A 17,365-nucleotide genomic window follows, 5' to 3' on the forward strand; every position below is an offset into this window, starting at 1 on the left:
TTTTGGGCACCACGAAGCAATCATCCCTAACTGCATGGAAGCCGCGCGAAAGCCGACACTCTGTCGATAACTGACGCAGCCGCCGCATGCCGGTTTATTGACATTCAGGCGAGAAGAAAAGCTTTCCGTCAGAATTTAGTCAACTGCCGTTCGTGAAAAAACGCTGACGTCCTACAGCGATCCACCCAGCCTATCCGGATAAAAGCCAGTAAATTGACGAACAAGGGCAAAACCTGGCAAAGCGATTTTTTGACGGAGGCAAGCTACGGCTTAGCCATACATGTCATTCGGGACCTTGAATATCGATAAATATCGACATTGATTCCTGTCTTCCGGAAAACTGTCGAAAGATGGCTAATAGCCATTGACCATAGCCGTTCCTTCCGAAAGAGCGGCCAGAAATGTAACCAAACATTTCGAAATAGAGTGAAACGCGAAAGGATCTCAAACGGATCCTTCGGGCGACATTTCCTCGTAGGAGCGAGCTTGCTCGCGAATGAGCCCCCCCGCAGCGGAGTCTGTTCGCGAGCAAGCTCGCTCCTACGAGAAGCCGTGCCCAGGTCCTGCCCGTGATTCGCGCGCAGGGCGCGCTCCTACAGGTGGGATCGGAGGTGGGTGTGGGGTAGGAGATCCTATCCGCGAACCGCGCCGATATGTCTGGCTATCGCGGACAAGGTCCGCTGCTACGACGGTGGTTCTCCTTCTCCATAGGCCGCGCCGCGGGGCTCTTCGTAGGAGCGAGCTTGCTCGCGAATGAGCCCCGCAGCGGAATCTGTTCGCGAGCAAGCTCGCTCCTACGAGAAGCCGTGCCCGCCGGTATGGTAGGAGCGGACTCTGTCCGCGATTCGCGCGCAGGGCGCGCTCCTACATGGAAATGGTGTGGGTGGGGCCGTCGTAGGATGGCGTTGAGCGAAGCGATACCCATCGCCATGGCCGCATGGGTTTCGCCAAGGCTCAACCCATCCTACGAAAAGCGGCAAGGCAGCTCCCCACCTGACGTCCGGGCAAAAAAAGCCCCGCACAAGGCGGGGCTCGGGAACAACGACCGGCTCAGCCGGCGGGCATCAGGCAGCGACGCTCGCGCCGTGCTGGCTGCTCTGCGCCAGGTCCAGCAGTTCGCGGTTGGCCACCGCGTACATGGCGTAGTCGGTGCTGGTGGAGGCACGCAGTTCCACCAGCATGGCGCGCCAGCGCTCGGCCATTTCGCGGTGCTGGTCGATCCACAGCGCCACGCGCTCGCCCATGTCCTGCGGGCCGTCCTGCATCTGCAACACCGAGACGGTGATCGCCCGCTGCTGCCAGTCGAGGTCGTCGCGGAAGGCTTCGCGGGCCAGCGCCTGCCAGTTGTTCTCCACCGGCAGGTTGCTGATCTGCTGCAGGTACCAGGTCAGCTCCAGCTCGCTGCCGATGGCGAAGTAGGCGCGCGCCACGTCGGCCGGGTCGCGGCCGGTGACGTCCGCCGCCTCGATGATCGGCAGCAGGGTATAGAGGTGGCTGGTGCCGGCGACCATGCGCGCCAGCAGTTCCGGCACGCCGGCGTCGACGTAGGCCTGGTAGCGCGCCTGCCACAGCTCGCGGGTCGGGCCTTCGAGCAGTTCGTTGAGCTTCAGGCCCAGGGCGGCGATGCGCGGGCCGAAGTGGGCCACGTCGCGGGCGGCGTCCTGCTCGTTGCGGCGGCTGCGCAGGAACCAGCGGGTGGCGCGACGGCCCAGGCGCATCAGTTCGTCCATCAGGGTCAGCTGGACTTCCGCCGGCACCTGGTAGTCGAGCTGCTCGATCTGGCGGAACCAGTGCGGCAGGTGGAACACGTCGCGGACGATCACGTAGGCGCCGGCGACGTTGGCCGGGGTCATGCCGGTGGACTCCTTCAGGCGCTGCACGAAGGTGATGCCCATGTGGTTGACCAGGTCGTTGGCGATCTGCGTGCTGACGATCTCGCGCTTCAGCCGGTGCCGGCGCATGGCCGTGCCGAACTTGGCCACCAGAGTCTGCGGGAAGGCCGTTTCCATGTCGCGGGTGAGGTAGTCGTCGTCCGGCACCAGCGACTTGAGCAGCGATTCCTTGAGGTCGATCTTGCTGTAGGAGATCAGCACCGACAGCTCGGCGCGGGTCAGCCCCTGGCCCGCGGCGATGCGTTCGGCCAGGGCCTCGTCGTTGGGCAGGAACTCCAGGGCGCGGTCGAGCTTGCCGCGCGCCTCCAGGTCGCTCATCAGCCGCTTGTACTCGGCGATGCGCTCGCGGGCGCGGCGTTCGGCCAGGCTCAGCGCCTGGGTCTGCTTGTAGTTGTTGCCCAGCACCAGGTCGCCGACCTGCTCGGTCATCTCGGCGAGCAGCACGTTGCGCTGCTTGCCGGTCATGTCGCCGGCGGCCACCACCTCGTTGAGCAGGATCTTGATGTTGACCTCGTGGTCGGAACAGTCCACGCCACCGGCGTTGTCGATGAAGTCGGTGTTGCAGGCGCCGCCGTTGAGGCCGAACTCGACGCGGCCGAGCTGGGTCACGCCCAGGTTGCCGCCCTCGCCCACCACCTTCACGCGCAGCTCGCGGCCGTCCACGCGCAGGGCGTCGTTGGCCTTGTCGCCGACGTCGGCGTGGCTTTCCTTGCTGGACTTGACGTAGGTGCCGATGCCGCCGTTCCACAACAGGTCCACCGGCGCCTTGAGCAGGGCGTTGATCAGCTCGGTGGGGGTCAGGCGCTCGGCCTGGATGTCGAAGCGCGCGCGCACCTCGGGGCTCAGGGTGATGCTCTTGGCGCTACGCGGGAACACGCCGCCGCCGGCGGAGATCAGCGAGGCGTCGTAGTCCGACCAGGCCGAGCGCGGCAGGTTGAACAGGCGCTGGCGCTCGGCGAAGCTCACCGCCGGGTCCGGGTTGGGGTCGAGGAAGATGTGCAGGTGGTTGAAGGCGGCCACCAGTTGCAGCTTGTCGGACATCAGCAGGCCGTTGCCGAACACGTCGCCGGCCATGTCGCCGATGCCGATGACGGTGACGCTGTCCTTCTGCACGTCGATGCCGCGCTCGCGGAAGTGCCGCTGCACCGAGACCCAGGCGCCGCGGGCGGTGATGCCCATGCCCTTGTGGTCGTAGCCGGCCGAGCCGCCGGAGGCGAAGGCGTCGCCCAGCCAGAAGCCGTACTCGGCGGCGATGCCGTTGGCGATGTCGGAGAAGGTCGCGGTGCCCTTGTCGGCGGCCACCACCAGGTAGGGGTCGTCCTCGTCGTGGCGCACCACGTTGGCCGGCGGCACCACCTCGCCCTCCTTGAGGTTGTCGGTGATGTCCAGCAGGCCGGAGATGAAGATGCGGTAGCAGGCGACGGCCTCGGCCTGGATCTCGTCACGGCTGCCGCCCACCGGCAGGCGCCGCGGGATGAAGCCGCCCTTGGCGCCGACCGGGACGATCACCGCGTTCTTCACCTGCTGGGCCTTGACCAGGCCGAGCACTTCGGTGCGGTAGTCCTCCTCGCGGTCGGACCAGCGCAGGCCGCCGCGGGCGACCTTGCCACCGCGCAGGTGCACGCCTTCCACCCGCGGGCAGTAGACGAAGATTTCGTACTTGGGCACCGGCTTGGGCAGTTCGGGGATCGCCTTGGGGTTGAACTTGAAGCTGAAGTAGCTCTTGTTCTGGCCGGCGGCGTCGGGCTGGTAGAAGTTGGTGCGCAGGGTGGCCTTGATCAGGTCCAGGTAGCGCCGCAGGATGCGGTCCTCGTTGAGCACCTGGACGTCGTCCAGGGCGCTGAGGATGGCCTGTTCGAGCTTCTGCTGCTTGTCTTCCAGGTCCTCGGCGGTGAGCTTGCGGGCCAGGTAGAAGCGCGTCTTGAACAGCCGCACCAGTTCGCGGGCGATGTCCACGTGGGCGTTCAGCGCGCTGGCGATGTAGCCCAGGTCGAAGCCCAGGCGGATCTGCTTGAGGTAGCGGGCGTAGGCGCGCAGCAGGGCGACGTCGCGCCACGGCAGGCTGGCGGTCAGCACCAGGCGGTTGAAGGCGTCGTTCTCGGCGTCGCCGTTGACGATGTGGATGAAGGCGTCCTGGAGGATTTCATTGAGCTGCTGGATGTCCACGTCCAGGCCTTCGGCGTAGGTGAAGGCGAAGTCGTGGATCCAGTACTCGCGGCCGTTGGCGTGGCGCAGGCGGTAGGGGAACTCGCCGAGCACGCGCAGGCCGAGGTTCTCCAGGATCGGCAGCACGTCGGACAGCGCCAGCGGCGCGTCGGCGTGGTACAGCTTGCAGTGCAGCTGCTGCTCGCTCTGCGCCAGCGGCTGGTAGAAGCTCATCACCAGCGGGCGGGCATCGGACAGGCTGAGCAGGTGCTGCAGGTCGACCACCGCGAAGTGCGGGGCGAAGCGCTCGCGGTAGCCGGCCGGGAAGCCCTTGGGGAAGTCCTCGAGGATGTTGGTGCCCTGCCCTTCGCCGAAGTTCTCCACCACCAGCGCGGCGTAGTCGTCCTGCCAGGAACGGCAGGCCTGGATGGCCTCTTCCTCGAGCAGCTTGGTGTCGATGTCGATGCGCGTCTTCGGGTCCACCCGCAGGATGAACTGCACCCGCGCCAGGGTGGATTCGGAGAAGAAGGTCCAGAACTCGCAGTCGCTGGCCTTCAGGCGCTCGCGCAGGACCTGCTCGATCTTGATCCGCGTCTCGGTGGAATAGATGTCGCGCGGCACGTAGGCCAGGCAGTAGGCGAAGCGGCCGTACGGGTCCTTGCGCAGGAACAGGCGGATCTTGTTGCGCTCCTGGATCTGCACGATGGCCATGGCGGTGCTGTACAGCTCGTCCACCGGCGTCTGGAACAGGTCGTCGCGCGGCAGCACTTCCAGCACCTGGGCCAGCTCCTTGCCCAGGTGGCCGTTGGCGTCGAAGCCGGAGCGGCGCTCGACCTCGGCGACCTTGCCGCGGATCGACGGGATGTGGCTGACGCTCTCGTTGTACACCGAGGAGGTGAACAGGCCCATGAAGCGGAATTCGCGCAGTACCTTGCCCTTGGCGTCGATCTCGCGGATGGACACGTAGTCCGGGTAGGCCGGGCGGTGCACGCGGCTGGGGTGCGAGGCCTTGGCGAAGGACAGCAGCAGCGGCTCGCGCAGGTAGGCCACCGCGTAGTCCTCGATGTGCAGGTCTTCCTTGCTCAGGCCGGTGCGCAGCAGCTTGGTCACGCCGAGGAAGGACTTCTCGTCGTAGTTCACCCGGCCGCCGTCGCCCTCGTCGACCACGGTGAATTCCTCGTAGCCGAGGAAGGTGAAGTGGTTGTCCAGCAGCCATTCGAGGAAGGCGCGGACCTCGGCGGTCTCCTCGGCGCGGGCCTTGGCCTTCGACTTGCCGAGCCAGGCCAGCAGTTCCTCGGCCTTGCCGCGCATGGCCGGGAAGTCGGCCACCGCCAGGCGCACCTCGCCCAGCACTTCCAGCAGGGTCTTCTCCAGGGTGCGCAGCTCGCCGACGTGGGAGGCGCGGTCGATCTCCAGGTACATCAGCGACTCATGGCGCACGTCCTTGCCCTGGCTGTTCTTCGGCAGCACTTCCAGCAGCTCGCCCTTGGCGTTGCGGCGCACGCTGACCACGGTGGTCTGCAGGGTGTGGATGCTGTAGCCGCGGCGGTTCAGCTCCATGCGCACCGAGTCGACCAGGAACGGCTGGTCCGGGTGCAGCACCTGCACGGCGGTGTGCGTGGACTGCCAGCCGTGCTTCTCGTAGTCGGGGTTGTACACGCGCACTTCCGGCTCGGCCGGGTCGAAGCGCTCCAGCAGGCGCCAGGAGGACAGGGTGCAGCCGACCAGGTCGGACAGGCGGCGCTGGGTCAATTCGTCGAGGGAGATGAGGCTGAAGAACTGTTCGGCGAACAGGGCTACTTGTGGCAGCACCTTTTCGCCGACGTGCTGCGCCAGGGCCGATTGCAGTTGCTGCTGGAAATCGGCTTTGCTGGCCGCGGTGAAGAACGCCATGGTCAATGCTCCGCTTGGCTTGTCATTGGGTGAAGCAAGGGCTTTCTCGAGCTGCGAATCGCCCCGGGAGTGGCGCCGAGCCACCGTCTTCCGATGAAGTTCAGCAGATGCTGGGCATTAATCCAGGCAGGGGAAGCATCCAGGTAGGCGGCCGGACCGCCCGGTCACGATTCACTTGCGGAGCTTAACGAGACGGCGCGGCAATGGGATTACCAAGCCGCGACATATTCGTTCATGCAGGGGTAACGGGGCGTGCCGGCCGCTGGCCGGCACGCCCGTCGCGGCGGGCTCAGCGCTCCCAGTCGGGCTTCTGCAGGCGCAGGCCGTGGAGGCCGTCGTAGGCCGCGCGCTGCGGCGGCTGCCAGCCTTCGAGCAGGGCCGGCTCGACGCGGTAGATCTCCACGCCCAGCGGGCGGCAGACGCTCAACGGGTCCTGCGCCTCGGGGCCCCACATGGGCAGCGACAGGTCGCCGCCCGGGCAGGTGGACAGCGCGCAGAGCACGTCGATCTCGGCGAAGAACTCCAGGTAGTCGCCCTGCTTCGCCGGGCAGGCCTTCATGAAGTACATGTCGTCGTGGTTCAGGCCGGTGCACTGGAAGATGTTCAGCACGTCGTGCACGTCGAACTCGGTGAGGCCGTGGGGCAGCACCGCGCGGGTCAGGTTCGAGTGGCAATGGTGGTGGAAGTCCTCGCCGGTGAGCATCTTGTTGACGTAGGGGTCGCAGCGCGTGCCCAGCAGGTCGTGCACGCGCCCGCCGTGCTCGTCGATGCCGTAGGCGGCCAGGCTGTCGTCGGTGATGGTCAGCAGCGGGCGGAGGAACGGCAGGTTCGACCACAGGCGGTCGTAGGTGCTGACGTGGGCGCCCTGCAGCTGGCGGGTGCGTGCGGCCCACATGCGCTCGCGCGGGTCGTTGGCGTTCCACACGTTGAAGTCGCCGACCTGCGGGCCCACCGGGGTGGTGACGCGGAACAGGTGCCCGGCCGGCACCTTCCAGGCGCGGCCGGTGCGGATCGGCACCTCGAACTGCTCGATCAGGCTGCGCGCGCCCTTGTCCTCGCGCAGGCGGTCGTAGAACGCCTTGTCCACCTGCAGGGCGGAACCCTTGTTGGCCTGGTAGGCGGCGGGATAGTCCTTGTACATGTTCGGTGTCTCCTGGTTCAGAGGGAGTGGGGCGTGCTGAGCAGGTCCAGCAGCGCGTTTTCGGAATCCTCGAGGTAGCTGGCCATGGCCTCCGCCGCCTCGTGCTTGCGGCCGGCGCCGAGCAGGTCGTGGATGTGCCGGTCGCGGTCGATCCAGGGGCGCTGGAAGTTCTCCTCGTTGGGCGCGAGGGAGAACACCAGGCGCATCTGCGCCGCGACGTTGGCGAAGAACTCGTCGAACAGCGGGCTGCGCATCAGCCCGACGATGTGCTGGTGGAAGTGCAGGCTGTGGGTGCCGAAGGCCTGCCAGTCCTCGCGATCCTGGGCCAGCTCGGCGGCCTCTATGGCCTCCAGCATGCGGTCGGACTGGTACTCGCGCAGCGGCTTGCTGGCGAGGATCGCCTGCAGCTCCAGGGTGCGCCGCACCAGGAAGATGTCGCGCACCTCGGCCAGGCCCAGGCGGCGCACCATCACGCCCTTGTTGCGCACGTAGGTGGCCAGGCCCTCGCGGCCGAGCTGGTGCAGGGCCTCGCGGATGGTGTTGCGCGAGGCGTTGTAGCCCTTCACCAGCTCGCTCTCGACCAGCGCCATGCCCGGCAGCAGGCGCCCGCCGATGATGTCCTCGCGCAGTTCGTTGGCGACCTGGGCCGACAGCGACAGGCCGCCGGCATCTTTGTTTTTCATCTGCGGCCCTCCTCAGGCCAGTTGGACGTCCTTGAGGAACCGCCCCATGCGCTCGCTGCGCTGCTCCAGCAGCTCGCGCGGCGGCCCGGCCTGGACGATGCGCCCGGCCTCCATGAACACCACGCGGTCGGACAGACGGAAGGCGAAGTTCATTTCGTGGGTGACGATGACCATGGTCATGCCCTCCTTGGCCAGCTCCTCGATCACCGCCAGCACGTCGCCGACCAGCTCCGGGTCCAGCGCCGAGGTCGGCTCGTCGAACAGCATCACCGCCGGGCGCATGGCCAGCGCGCGGGCGATGGCCACGCGCTGCTGCTGGCCGCCGGAGAGCTGGTGCGGGTACTTGCCGGCGTGTTCGAGCATGCCCACCTTGTTCAGCAGCGCCAGACTCAGCTGGCGCAGCTCGGCGGCGTCGGCGTGACCATGGTGGTGCGGGGCGAGCATGACGTTCTCCAACACCGTCTTGTGCGGGAACAGGTTGAAGCCCTGGAACACCATGCCGACCTGGACGATGCCCTGCATGTGCACCTTGTTGCCCAGCGGCCCGCCCGGCTCGCGCGCGCCGCGCAGGAACGGCTTGCCGCAGAGAGTCACCTCGCCCTGGTCGAGCGCTTCCAGGCCGTTGAGGGTGCGGATCAGGGTGGTCTTGCCCGAACCCGAGGGGCCGATGATCGACACCACCTCGCCCCAGCGCACGTCGAGGTCGATGCCCTTGAGCACCTCCAACTGGCCGTAGTGCTTGCGCGCCCCACGCACCTGCAGGGCGAAGGCGCCCTGCCCGGCGCTGGCCTCGCTGCGCCGCGAAACCACCGCCGGCAGCTCGCCGACCGGCACCGGGCGCGGCTGCCGGCGGGTGACGTCGAGATGGTTCTCCAGGCGCCGCAGCAGGTAGCTGAACACGGTGACGATGAACACATAGTAGAAGGCCACCGCCAGCATGGTCTCCATCACCAGGAAGTTCTGCGTGTAGAGCTGCTGGCCGACCAACAGGATTTCGCTGAGGGAAATCACCGAGACCAGCGAGGTCAGCTTGACGATGGTGATGTACTCGTTGGCCAGGGTCGGCAACGCCACGCGCAGCGCCTGGGGAATCACGATCAGCCACTGCACGCCGCGGTAGCCGATGCCCAGCGCCTTGCCGGCCTCCAGCTGGCCCTTGGCGATCGCCAGCAGGCCGCCGCGATGGATTTCCGCGATATAGGCCGTCTCGCTCAGGACCATGGCGATCAGCCCAGCGCCGTAAGGGTTGGAGAGCAGCGCGCTGGTGCCGGGGAAGACCTGCGGCAGGTTGTAGACGAAGATCAGCAGCACCAGCAGCGGCAGGCTGCGGAAGAACCAGATGTACAGCGCCGCCGCGTCGCGCAGGTAGCGCCGCGACGATTGCCGGGCCAGGGCCACCAGGAAGCCGAGGACGATGCCCAGCAGCCAGGTTTCCAGGCTCAGCTCCACCACGGTGCCCACCGCGCGCCAGAAATCGGCGTTCCACAGCAGGCCCAGGGCATAGTGCCAATCGAAATGCATGTTCTTGCTCCGTATTGCTCGGCCGGTCGTCGGTTCAGTTTCCCAGCGCCTGGGCGACGTCCGCCGCGCTCGGTTCGGCGAGGTTGTAGCGCGCCAGCAGGGCCTGGTATTCGCCGTCCTGCTTCATGGCCTCGAAGCCCTGGCGCAGGCCGTCGAGCAGTTCGCCGTTGTCCTTGCGCACGGCCAGGCCGATGACCACCGGGTAGATCAGCTCGCGGGAGGCGATCTGCAGGCGGCCCTGCAGCTTCTCGGCGGTGATCTTGGCCACCGCGGCGTTCTCGAACTGCACGTCCACCGCCTTGGCCAGCAGCGCCTGGGCGGCCTCGGGCGAGGTGGGGAACTCGCGCGACTGGATCGCCGGCTTGCCCTGTGCCTCGCAGTAGTCGCGCGAGACCTCCAGCAGCTTGGGAATCCACGAGCCGCCCTTGATCGAGGCCACGCGCTTGCCGCACAGGTCCTCGGCGCGCTGCGGGCGGAAGTCGTCGTCGCTGCGCACCATCAGCGAGGCGCCGCTCTTCAGGTACGGCAGGAAGTCCACCTGGCGGGCGCGCTCGGGGGTGACGTAGAGCGCCGAGGCGACCACGTCGAAGCGCCGCGCGTTGACGCCCATCACCAGGTTGGCGAAGCGGGTGTCGCGGAACTCCGGCTGCAGCTGCAACTGCTTGCCCAGCGCCCTCATGAACTCCGGGTCGAAGCCGGCGGGCTGGCTCTGCTCGAGGTAGGCGTAGGGTGGGTAGGTGAGGTCCGAGCCGATGCTCAAGCGGCCCTCCTCCAGGGTGCCGGTTACCGCCGCCATGGCCGGTGCGGCCAGCGCCAGTACGCCGGGCAACGCCAGTGCCGCCAGCCAGCCCGCCTTGCCTGCAAATCGCTGTTTCATGGTGAAGCCCTCGCATGGTGATTGTTCAACAATATTTCCGTTACGAGTTATCAAACTTAATGCCAATTAATAAGAAGGCCGACTGAAAATGGCGTTGGGAAGGAAAAAATCCGCTCTTTCGGGGGAAGTGCCGGCCCCCACATGCCCCACTACGGGGCGGGCGTTACCAAATGGAGCAGCGTGCTAGCGAAAGGCTACCCAGCGCCCCGGCGGTAACAGCGACAAACCAGGCAACGAGCAGGCTGCACGGCCTAAGGTGGCCGGTAACACGCCGGGAAACGCTCCGTTATCCGTGCCGCCTGCGGGCTGAGCCAGGCGTGGATGGCCTCTGCGCGGTAGCGGGCATGCAAGGGTAGCGGGGGCGCCCAGGCAACCGAGCTTCCCCCGCAACAGGCGCCCTGGGCGCGGGACTCAGAGCTGGCCGTAGAGCAGGTCGCTGACCAGCATGCAGCCCGGCGCATGGGTGATGAACAGCTCCGGCTCGGCCTCGGCCAGCACCGCCTGCGGGGTGACGCCGCAGGCCCAGAACACCGGCAGTTCGTCGGCGGCCAGGGCCACCGGCTCGCCGTAGTCCGGCGCTTGCAGGTCGGCGATGCCGATCAGCGCCGGGTCGCCGATGTGCACCGGGGCGCCATGGGTCAGCGGGAAACGCCCGGTGATCAGGCTGGCGCGCACCGCGTCGGCGGCCTTCAGCGGGCGCATCGACACCACCATGTGGCCGGCCAGGCGCCCGGAGGGGGTGTTGGCGAGATGGGTGCGGTACATGGCCACGTTGCGCCCCTGCTCGACGTGCCGCAGGGCGATGCCTTCGTCCTGCAGCGCCTGCTCGAAGGAGAACGAGCAGCCGATGGCGAAGGCGACGAAGTCGGCCTCCCACAGCTCGCCGATGTCGCTCGTTTCGCGGTGGGGCTGGCCGCGGCGATACACGCGGTACAGCGGCACGTCGCTGCGCACGTCGATGTCGACGCCGAGCTTGTGGAAGCGCGGCGAGCCGGGCTCGGTGACGTCCAGCAGCGGGCAGGCGCGCGGGTTGAGCACGCAGAAGCGCAGGAACTCGTCGGCCCAGGAACGCTGCAGGATCACGATATTGGCCTGCAGGTGGCGCTGGCCGAGGCCGCTGGTGTGCCCGGCGTAGTCGCCGCGGCGGATCAGCCGGCGCAGTTCGAGCGGGCTCAGGGAGGCGAGATCGTGGGGCTGGGCCGGGGTCATCGGCGGTCTCCTGATGGTGGACAAGGCCCCTGTTCTAGTCGGCCAGCGCCGAGGCCGTCCAACAAATAGTTTCCGTCCCCGGGCATCGGAAAAATTGATTCAGCGGCCCGCCGGCAGCAGCACGATGCGCGACTCGCCGGCGCCGGCCGCATAGTCGGCGAGCACCGTCCGGCTCATTTCCACCACCTGCTCCACCAGCTCCAGGCCGCTGCCGCCGCGCCAGGAGGCCACCAATGGCAGCTCCGGCGGCGACGGCTCCACGTCCAGCACCCGCAGTTCGCCGCGCTCCAGCTCCTGGACCACCAGCGCCGGCGGCAGCGCGCCTATGCCGAAGCCATCGCGCACCAGGCGCGTCATCGCCGCCACCGAGTTCACGCAGTTCAGGCGCGGCAGGCTGACGTCGCGGGCCTGGAGCATGGTGAGCAGGTCCAGGTGCGGCCGCGAATGCTTGGAGAAGGTCAGCACGCGTTCGCGGAACAGGTCCTCCAGCCCCGTGTAGTCGCGGTCGTAGGGCGAGCCCCGGGGCACCACCCAGCGCAGCGGATAGCTGCCCAGCTCCAGGTTGAGCACCGATTCGTGGCGGATGGCGTCGGTCTGGAAGATCAGGTCCAGGTAGCCCTTGCGCAACTGCTCGGCGAGGTTGATCGCGGTGTCCGCCATCAGCTCGATCTCGAGGTCCGGGAAGCGCTCCATGCCACGCGCCACCAGGGGGCTGAGCCAGGTGTGGATGACCGTGTCCATGGCGCCGATGCGGATACGCCCCTGGCCGACGCGGCCGGCGTCTATGGCCTGGCGCAGCGACTGCGCGGTGTCGAGCATGCGCTCGGCGTACTCCAGCACCTGGTGGCCCTCGGGGGTCAGGGTCACGCCGCGGGAATCGCGAACGAACAGCTTCACGCCCAGATCGCCTTCGAGCACGGCGATACGGCTGGAAATGGCCGCCTGGGTGCTGAAGAGCTTCTCGGCGGTGAGGCGGAAGCTCTTCAGGCGGGCGACCCAGACGAAGGTCTCGAGGAATTTCAGGTTCATGGCCGGTACCGGACGGGGACGCGCAAGCATAACCCCGCCCCGCCGGCGCCGCGAATGCCGCGCCAGGGGCGGGTATCGGAAATTCTTGTCACCGGCGACCGCATAAATTAGTTGGACGCATGCCCCCGCGCCTCGAAGAATCCGGGCCCAGGCGACGGCGAGATGTGGTACCGGCCGCTAGAACAATTCCAAGAACGCAAGAGCGGAGATCCCCCATGGAAAAGCAGGCGAGCCCGGCCGTCCCCCTCGACGTGGGCAGCGGGAGCTATTTCGGCTGGTACCGTGAACTGGACAAGCAGGAACGACGGACCTTCTGGAGCTGCAAGATCGGCTACGGCCTGGACGGCATGGATACCCAGATGCTCAGCTTCGTCATTCCCACGCTGATCGCCCTGTGGGGCATCAGCACCGGCGAGGCGGGCCTGATCCACACCCTCACCCTGCTGGCCTCCGCCGCCGGCGGCTGGGTTGCCGGCATCCTCTCCGACCGCATCGGCCGCGTCCTCACCCTGCAGTTGACGGTGCTGTGGTTCGCCTTCTTCACCTTCCTTTGCGGGCTGGCGCAGAACTACGAGCAGTTGCTGATCGCGCGCACCCTGATGGGCTTCGGCTTCGGCGGCGAGTGGACCGCCGGCGCGGTGCTGATCGGCGAGGTGATCCGCGCCCGCGACCGCGGCAAGGCCGTGGGCCTGGTGCAGTCCGGCTGGGCGCTGGGCTGGGGCCTCACCGCCCTGCTCTATGCCCTGCTGTTCAGCGTGCTGCCGCCCGAGTACGCCTGGCGCGCGCTGTTCCTCCTCGGCCTGCTGCCGGCGCTGTTCGTGCTGTTCGTCCGGCGCCTGGTCAAGGAGCCGGAGGTCTACCAGCGCGCCAAGGCCCTGGAGAGCGGCGAAAAGATCGGCTTCCACGAAATCTTCGCCCCCGGCATGCTCAGCATCACCCTGCGCGCCTCTCTGCTCACCACCGGCGCCCTGGGCGGCTACTACGCCATCACCTCCTGGCTGCCGACCTACCTGAAGACCGAACGCCATCTCAGCGTACTCGGCACCGGCGGCTACCTGGCCATGGTCATCCTCGGCTCCTACGTCGGCTACGTGATCAGCGCCTTCCTCACCGACCTGCTGGGGCGCAAGAAGAACTTCATCCTGTTCGCGGTCGGCTCCTTCATCGTGGTGCTGCTCTACACCCAGCTGCCGATCGCCAACGCGGCCATGCTCTGGCTGGGCTTCCCCCTGGGCTTCTTCGCCTCGGGCATCTTCAGCGGCATGGGCGCCTTCCTCACCGAACTATTCCCCACCCGCATCCGCGGCTCGGGCCAGGGCTTCTGCTACAACGCCGGGCGCGCCATCGCCGCGCTCTTCCCCATGCTCATCGGCATGATCAGCCAGCACGTGCCGCTGGGCCTGGGCATTGGCGGCTTCGCCGCGGTGTCCTACGGCGTGGTCATCCTCGCCGCCCTGAGCCTGCCGGAAACCCGCGGCAAGCAGCTGGAACCCTGAACCGCAGCGACCTACGAGGACGACCATGCACCTCCCCCTGCTCAACTGCGACATCGGCGAAAGCTTCGGCGCCTGGAAAATGGGCCTGGACGCCGAGGTCATGCCGTACATCGACTGCGCCAACATCGCCTGCGGCTACCACGCCGGCGATCCCGGCAGCATGCGCCGTACCGTGGCCCTGGCGCTGGCACACGACGTGCGCATCGGCGCCCACCCCGGCTACCCGGACCTGCTCGGCTTCGGCCGCCGCTCGCTGGAATGCAGCGCGCAGGAGATCGAGGACATGCTGCACTACCAGATCGGCGCCCTCGACGGCATCTGCCGCGCCCAGGGCGCCCGGGTGAGCTACGTCAAGCCGCACGGCGCGCTGTACAACGACATGATGCGCAAGCCCGAACAACTGCGCGCGGTGATGCGCGCGGTCGCGGCCTACGACCGCGGGCTGCCGCTGATGCTGCTGTCCACCCGCGACAACCAGGGCGCCCTGGCCATGGCCGCCGAGTTCGGCCTGCGCCTGTGGTTCGAGACCTTCTCCGACCGTGCCTACACCCCCGAAGGCCACCTGGTCTCGCGCCAGTTGCCCGGCGCGGTGCACCACGACAGCCGCCAGGTGATCGCCCAGGCGCTGACCCTGGCCCGCGGCGAGGCGCTCGGCGCCAGCGACGGCAGCGCGCTGCGCCTGCGCGCCGACAGCATCTGCGTGCACGGCGACAACCCCGGCTCGGTGGAGGCCGTGCGCCAGCTGCGCGCCGCCCTGGACGCCCTGGTGCCGGCATGAAAGCGCGCCTGGAAGTGGTCGCCCTGGACAGCTACATGCTGCGCCTGTTCGACACCATCGACGAAGCCAACATGCCCTGGCTGCTGGCCGCCGCGCAGCGCCTGCGCGCGGTCTTCGGCGACGAGCTGCTGGAGCTGGTGCCTTCCTATACCACCCTGATGCTGCGCTTCGACCCACTGCGGCTGGAGCCGCTGGCGATCCGCGAGCGCCTGTTCGCCGCCCTCGACGGCCTGCAGCCGCTGGCCGGCGAGAACAGCCGCGAGCAGGTCCTGCCGGTGTGGTACGACCCCAGCGTCGGCCCCGACCTGGCGCGCCTGGCGCGGCACAGCGGGCTGGGCGAGGCCGAGGTGATCCGCCGCCACAGCGGCCGCGCCTACCAGGTGTTCGCCCTCGGCTTCGCCCCGGGCTTCGCCTTCATGGGCCTGGTCGAGCCGGCCCTGGCCACCCCGCGTCTGGCCACCCCGCGGCAGCGCGTCGCCGCCGGCAGCGTCGGCATCGCCGAGCGCCAGACCGCCGCCTACCCACTGGCCTCCCCCGGCGGCTGGAACCTGCTGGGGCGTACCCCGGCGCGCCTGTTCGACCGCGGGCGCGACGGCTACAGCCTACTGCAACCCGGCGACCGGGTGCGCTTCGAGGCCATCGACCACGCCGAATTCATCCGCCTGGGCGGCGACGACACGCCCATGCCCGCCGAGGAGGGCCAGGCATGAAAATCCTCCACGTGGAAAAGAGCACCCCGCTGGCCCAGCTGCAGGACGGCGGCCGCTTCGGCGTGCGCCATCTGGGCGTGACCCAGGGCGGCGCCCTGGACTGGGAAGCCCAGGCCTGGGCCAACTGGCTGCTGGGCAACCGCCTGGACGCGGCGGTGCTGGAGATTCCCCTGGGCGGCGTGACCCTGCGCGCCCATGCCGACGTGCGCCTGGCCCTGGCCGGCGCGGACCTGGCGGCGGAAATCGACGGCCAGCCGCTGGCGCCCTGGCAGACCTTCGAACTGCGCAGCGGGCAACGCCTGGCCTTCATCCAGCCACTCCGCGGTGCCCGCGCCTACCTGGCGGCGCCCGGCGGTTTCCTCGGCGAGGCGGTTCTGGGCAGTTGCGCCACCGTCGTCCGCGAAGGGCTCGGCGGCCTCGACGGCCAGGGCAAGCCGCTGATGGCCGGCGACGAACTGCGCGCCGCCGGCGGAGCGCCCCCGCAGCGCCATATGCAGGTCCGGCAGCAGCCGCGCTACGATGGCCCGGCGGAACTGGAACTGGTGCTCGGCGCCCAGGCCGGCGACTTCGCCGGGCAGAGCCTGTTCGACGCCTTCGACGCCACCTGGACCCTCGACCAGCGCGCCGACCGCATGGGCATGCGCCTGCTCGGCCCGGCGTTGCAATACCTGGGCCGGCCGATGATCTCCGAGGGCATCCCCCTGGGCGCCGTGCAGGTGCCGCCGGACGGCCAGCCGATCGTGCTGCTCAACGACCGCCAGACCATCGGCGGCTACCCGCGCCTGGGCGCCCTCAGCCCCAGGGCCCTGGCGCGCCTGGCGCAATGCCTGCCGGGCGCCGAGCTGCGCCTGCGGCCCAGCGTGCAACCCGCGGCGCTGGCGGCGCACCGGCAGCTGCTGGCGCAATGGCTACAGGTCGACTGAAGCCGGCCAGCAACAGTGGCACAATGGCATCTTCCAGACATCACGGAGGATGCCATGCAAGCCGTTCCCCCGTTGCAGCGCCCGCTGCTGCGCCACCTCGCCAACCTGCTGGTCACCCTGCTCGGCCTGCTCCTGCTGGGCCTGGCCTGGCTGCTGCAGCCGCTGTTGCTGCAGTACCTGCTGGCCGGCGCGCTGCCGGTGTACCTGGGCGTGCTGCTGCCGCAACTGGTCGGCCGCCGCGAGCGCCTGCGGCGCGTGCGTGCCGCGCGGGCAGCCTCGGTGGAACGCTGGGGCTTCTGCAGCCGCGACAGACCCGGCCCCTGGGTCAACTACATCGACTTCCCGCTGACGGTGTTCTGCGAAGAGGCCCGCGGCCGTTTCCTCTATAGCGAGTGGCTGGTGATCCACGACGGGCGCATCATCGTCAATCCTGGGCACAGCGAGGTCGACCTGGCCCGCGGCGAGGTGCGCTACCACTTCGACCGACCGCGCACCTACGCCTGGGATGGTTGCTCGCCGAAGGTGCCTTTCTACTGGCTGGCGATCTTCGGCACCCCGGACTGGTGGGAGCACCTGGAAGACGTGGCCTGCATCCGCGACGGCGAAATCCGCCGCAGGCAGGTGTTCTGGCCGGTGGCGCACCATGCCAGCCTGGTGCACGACGCGCTCTACCAGTTCCTCAACGTCTCGCCGCTGGACAAGGCCAGCGCCGACCGCCTGTTCCTGCGGATGCTGCGCAATGCCGGCATGCCCCGCCCGCTGGCCTGGGTCTATTACCTGGCGGTGGTGCTCGGCGGCGCGCCGAAGATGCGCCAGGTGCGCAACGGCAACAGCCCGCTGCGCTGCCTGACGCCGATCCCCGGCGCGGCCGCCGGGCCACTGGGGGAAACCCGGCTCGGGGTGCCTGATGCGGTTCATTCGGGCAAGGGCTAAGCGTCCCTTTCCGGGGCCCGTCACCCCAACCCTCTCCCGCAGCGGGAGAGGGGGCTGTTCGTGCCACCGGGGTGTCCGGCGTAGCCGGTGAATCCAATCGCGGACGGAGTCCGCTCCTACGCCCGTGCTTTCTGG

Annotated in this window: 12 protein-coding genes; 5 read left to right on the plus strand and 7 right to left on the minus strand. The window is 68.3% G+C overall.

Annotated elements, in window-relative coordinates; translation table 11 throughout:
- Positions 1–1,064: 1,064 nt before the first annotated feature.
- The 7 genes from BM060_RS11085 to BM060_RS11115 form a co-directional block, all read right to left on the minus strand.
- Entirely contained in the window at positions 1,065–5,930 is a 4,866-nt protein-coding gene (locus BM060_RS11085) for an NAD-glutamate dehydrogenase (RefSeq protein WP_074980027.1), read from the minus strand.
- Positions 5,931–6,219: 289 nt separating this feature from the next.
- A complete protein-coding gene (locus BM060_RS11090) occupies positions 6,220–7,071 on the minus strand; it encodes an urea carboxylase-associated family protein (RefSeq protein ID WP_043267378.1) in 852 nt (283 codons plus the stop codon).
- Positions 7,072–7,088: 17 nt separating this feature from the next.
- A complete protein-coding gene (locus tag BM060_RS11095; RefSeq protein WP_074980030.1) occupies positions 7,089–7,754 on the minus strand; it encodes a GntR family transcriptional regulator in 666 nt (221 codons plus the stop codon).
- Between the two features lie 12 nt (positions 7,755–7,766).
- A complete protein-coding gene (locus BM060_RS33535; RefSeq protein ID WP_009621253.1) occupies positions 7,767–9,275 on the minus strand; it encodes an amino acid ABC transporter permease/ATP-binding protein in 1,509 nt (502 codons plus the stop codon).
- Positions 9,276–9,309: 34 nt separating this feature from the next.
- Entirely contained in the window at positions 9,310–10,152 is an 843-nt protein-coding gene (locus BM060_RS11105) for an ABC transporter substrate-binding protein (RefSeq protein WP_074980032.1), read from the minus strand.
- Positions 10,153–10,563: 411 nt separating this feature from the next.
- Complete coding sequence (locus tag BM060_RS11110; RefSeq protein ID WP_074980035.1) at positions 10,564–11,361, minus strand: putative hydro-lyase; 798 nt, start codon at positions 11,359–11,361, stop codon at positions 10,564–10,566.
- A 99-nt stretch (positions 11,362–11,460) separates the two neighbouring features.
- Positions 11,461–12,390 carry a LysR family transcriptional regulator gene (locus BM060_RS11115; protein ID WP_058071987.1) on the minus strand — a complete coding sequence of 310 codons (930 nt, stop codon included), beginning with the start codon at positions 12,388–12,390 and terminating at the stop codon, positions 11,461–11,463.
- A gap of 215 nt (positions 12,391–12,605) precedes the next feature.
- Between BM060_RS11115 and BM060_RS11120 the strand changes: the two genes are divergently transcribed.
- The 5 genes from BM060_RS11120 to BM060_RS11140 are packed head-to-tail and all read left to right on the plus strand — an operon-like array spanning position 12,606 to position 17,230.
- Entirely contained in the window at positions 12,606–13,886 is a 1,281-nt protein-coding gene (locus BM060_RS11120; protein WP_074980037.1) for an MFS transporter, read from the plus strand.
- 25 nt (positions 13,887–13,911) lie between these two features.
- The gene (locus BM060_RS11125) at positions 13,912–14,664 is read left to right on the plus strand and encodes a 5-oxoprolinase subunit PxpA (RefSeq protein WP_074980040.1); all 753 of its coding nucleotides are present in this window, start codon (positions 13,912–13,914) and stop codon (positions 14,662–14,664) included.
- Positions 14,661–15,374 (plus strand): 5-oxoprolinase subunit PxpB, encoded by a 714-nt coding sequence (pxpB, locus tag BM060_RS11130; RefSeq protein ID WP_074980043.1) that lies wholly within the window; start codon positions 14,661–14,663, stop codon positions 15,372–15,374. The genes BM060_RS11125 and pxpB overlap by 4 nt, the downstream gene beginning before the upstream one ends.
- Positions 15,371–16,297, plus strand: a complete 927-nt coding sequence (locus tag BM060_RS11135) for a 5-oxoprolinase subunit C family protein (protein ID WP_074980046.1) — start codon at positions 15,371–15,373, stop codon at positions 16,295–16,297. Before pxpB ends, BM060_RS11135 begins: the two co-directional genes overlap by 4 nt.
- Positions 16,298–16,351: 54 nt before the next feature.
- A complete protein-coding gene (locus BM060_RS11140) occupies positions 16,352–17,230 on the plus strand; it encodes a DUF1353 domain-containing protein (RefSeq protein ID WP_074980049.1) in 879 nt (292 codons plus the stop codon).
- Positions 17,231–17,365: the final 135 nt, after the last annotated feature.

Origin of the sequence: Pseudomonas citronellolis, from assembly GCF_900112375.1 — a bacterium.
Taxonomy (GTDB): domain Bacteria; phylum Pseudomonadota; class Gammaproteobacteria; order Pseudomonadales; family Pseudomonadaceae; genus Pseudomonas; species Pseudomonas citronellolis.

Bases quoted from the DNA above. Each gene is read 5' to 3' on its own strand.
- pxpB (WP_074980043.1), top strand. From the start codon at position 14,661: ATGAAAGCGCGCCTGGAAGTGGTCGCCCTGGACAGCTACATGCTGCGC.
- BM060_RS11105 (WP_074980032.1), bottom strand. From the start codon at position 10,152: ATGAAACAGCGATTTGCAGGCAAGGCGGGCTGGCTGGCGGCACTGGCG.
- BM060_RS11085 (WP_074980027.1), bottom strand. From the start codon at position 5,930: ATGGCGTTCTTCACCGCGGCCAGCAAAGCCGATTTCCAGCAGCAACTG.
- BM060_RS11125 (WP_074980040.1), top strand. From the start codon at position 13,912: ATGCACCTCCCCCTGCTCAACTGCGACATCGGCGAAAGCTTCGGCGCC.
- BM060_RS11140 (WP_074980049.1), top strand. From the start codon at position 16,352: ATGCAAGCCGTTCCCCCGTTGCAGCGCCCGCTGCTGCGCCACCTCGCC.
- BM060_RS11135 (WP_074980046.1), top strand. From the start codon at position 15,371: ATGAAAATCCTCCACGTGGAAAAGAGCACCCCGCTGGCCCAGCTGCAG.
- BM060_RS11095 (WP_074980030.1), bottom strand. From the start codon at position 7,754: ATGAAAAACAAAGATGCCGGCGGCCTGTCGCTGTCGGCCCAGGTCGCC.
- BM060_RS11115 (WP_058071987.1), bottom strand. From the start codon at position 12,390: ATGAACCTGAAATTCCTCGAGACCTTCGTCTGGGTCGCCCGCCTGAAG.
- BM060_RS11120 (WP_074980037.1), top strand. From the start codon at position 12,606: ATGGAAAAGCAGGCGAGCCCGGCCGTCCCCCTCGACGTGGGCAGCGGG.
- BM060_RS33535 (WP_009621253.1), bottom strand. From the start codon at position 9,275: ATGCATTTCGATTGGCACTATGCCCTGGGCCTGCTGTGGAACGCCGAT.
- BM060_RS11110 (WP_074980035.1), bottom strand. From the start codon at position 11,361: ATGACCCCGGCCCAGCCCCACGATCTCGCCTCCCTGAGCCCGCTCGAA.
- BM060_RS11090 (WP_043267378.1), bottom strand. From the start codon at position 7,071: ATGTACAAGGACTATCCCGCCGCCTACCAGGCCAACAAGGGTTCCGCC.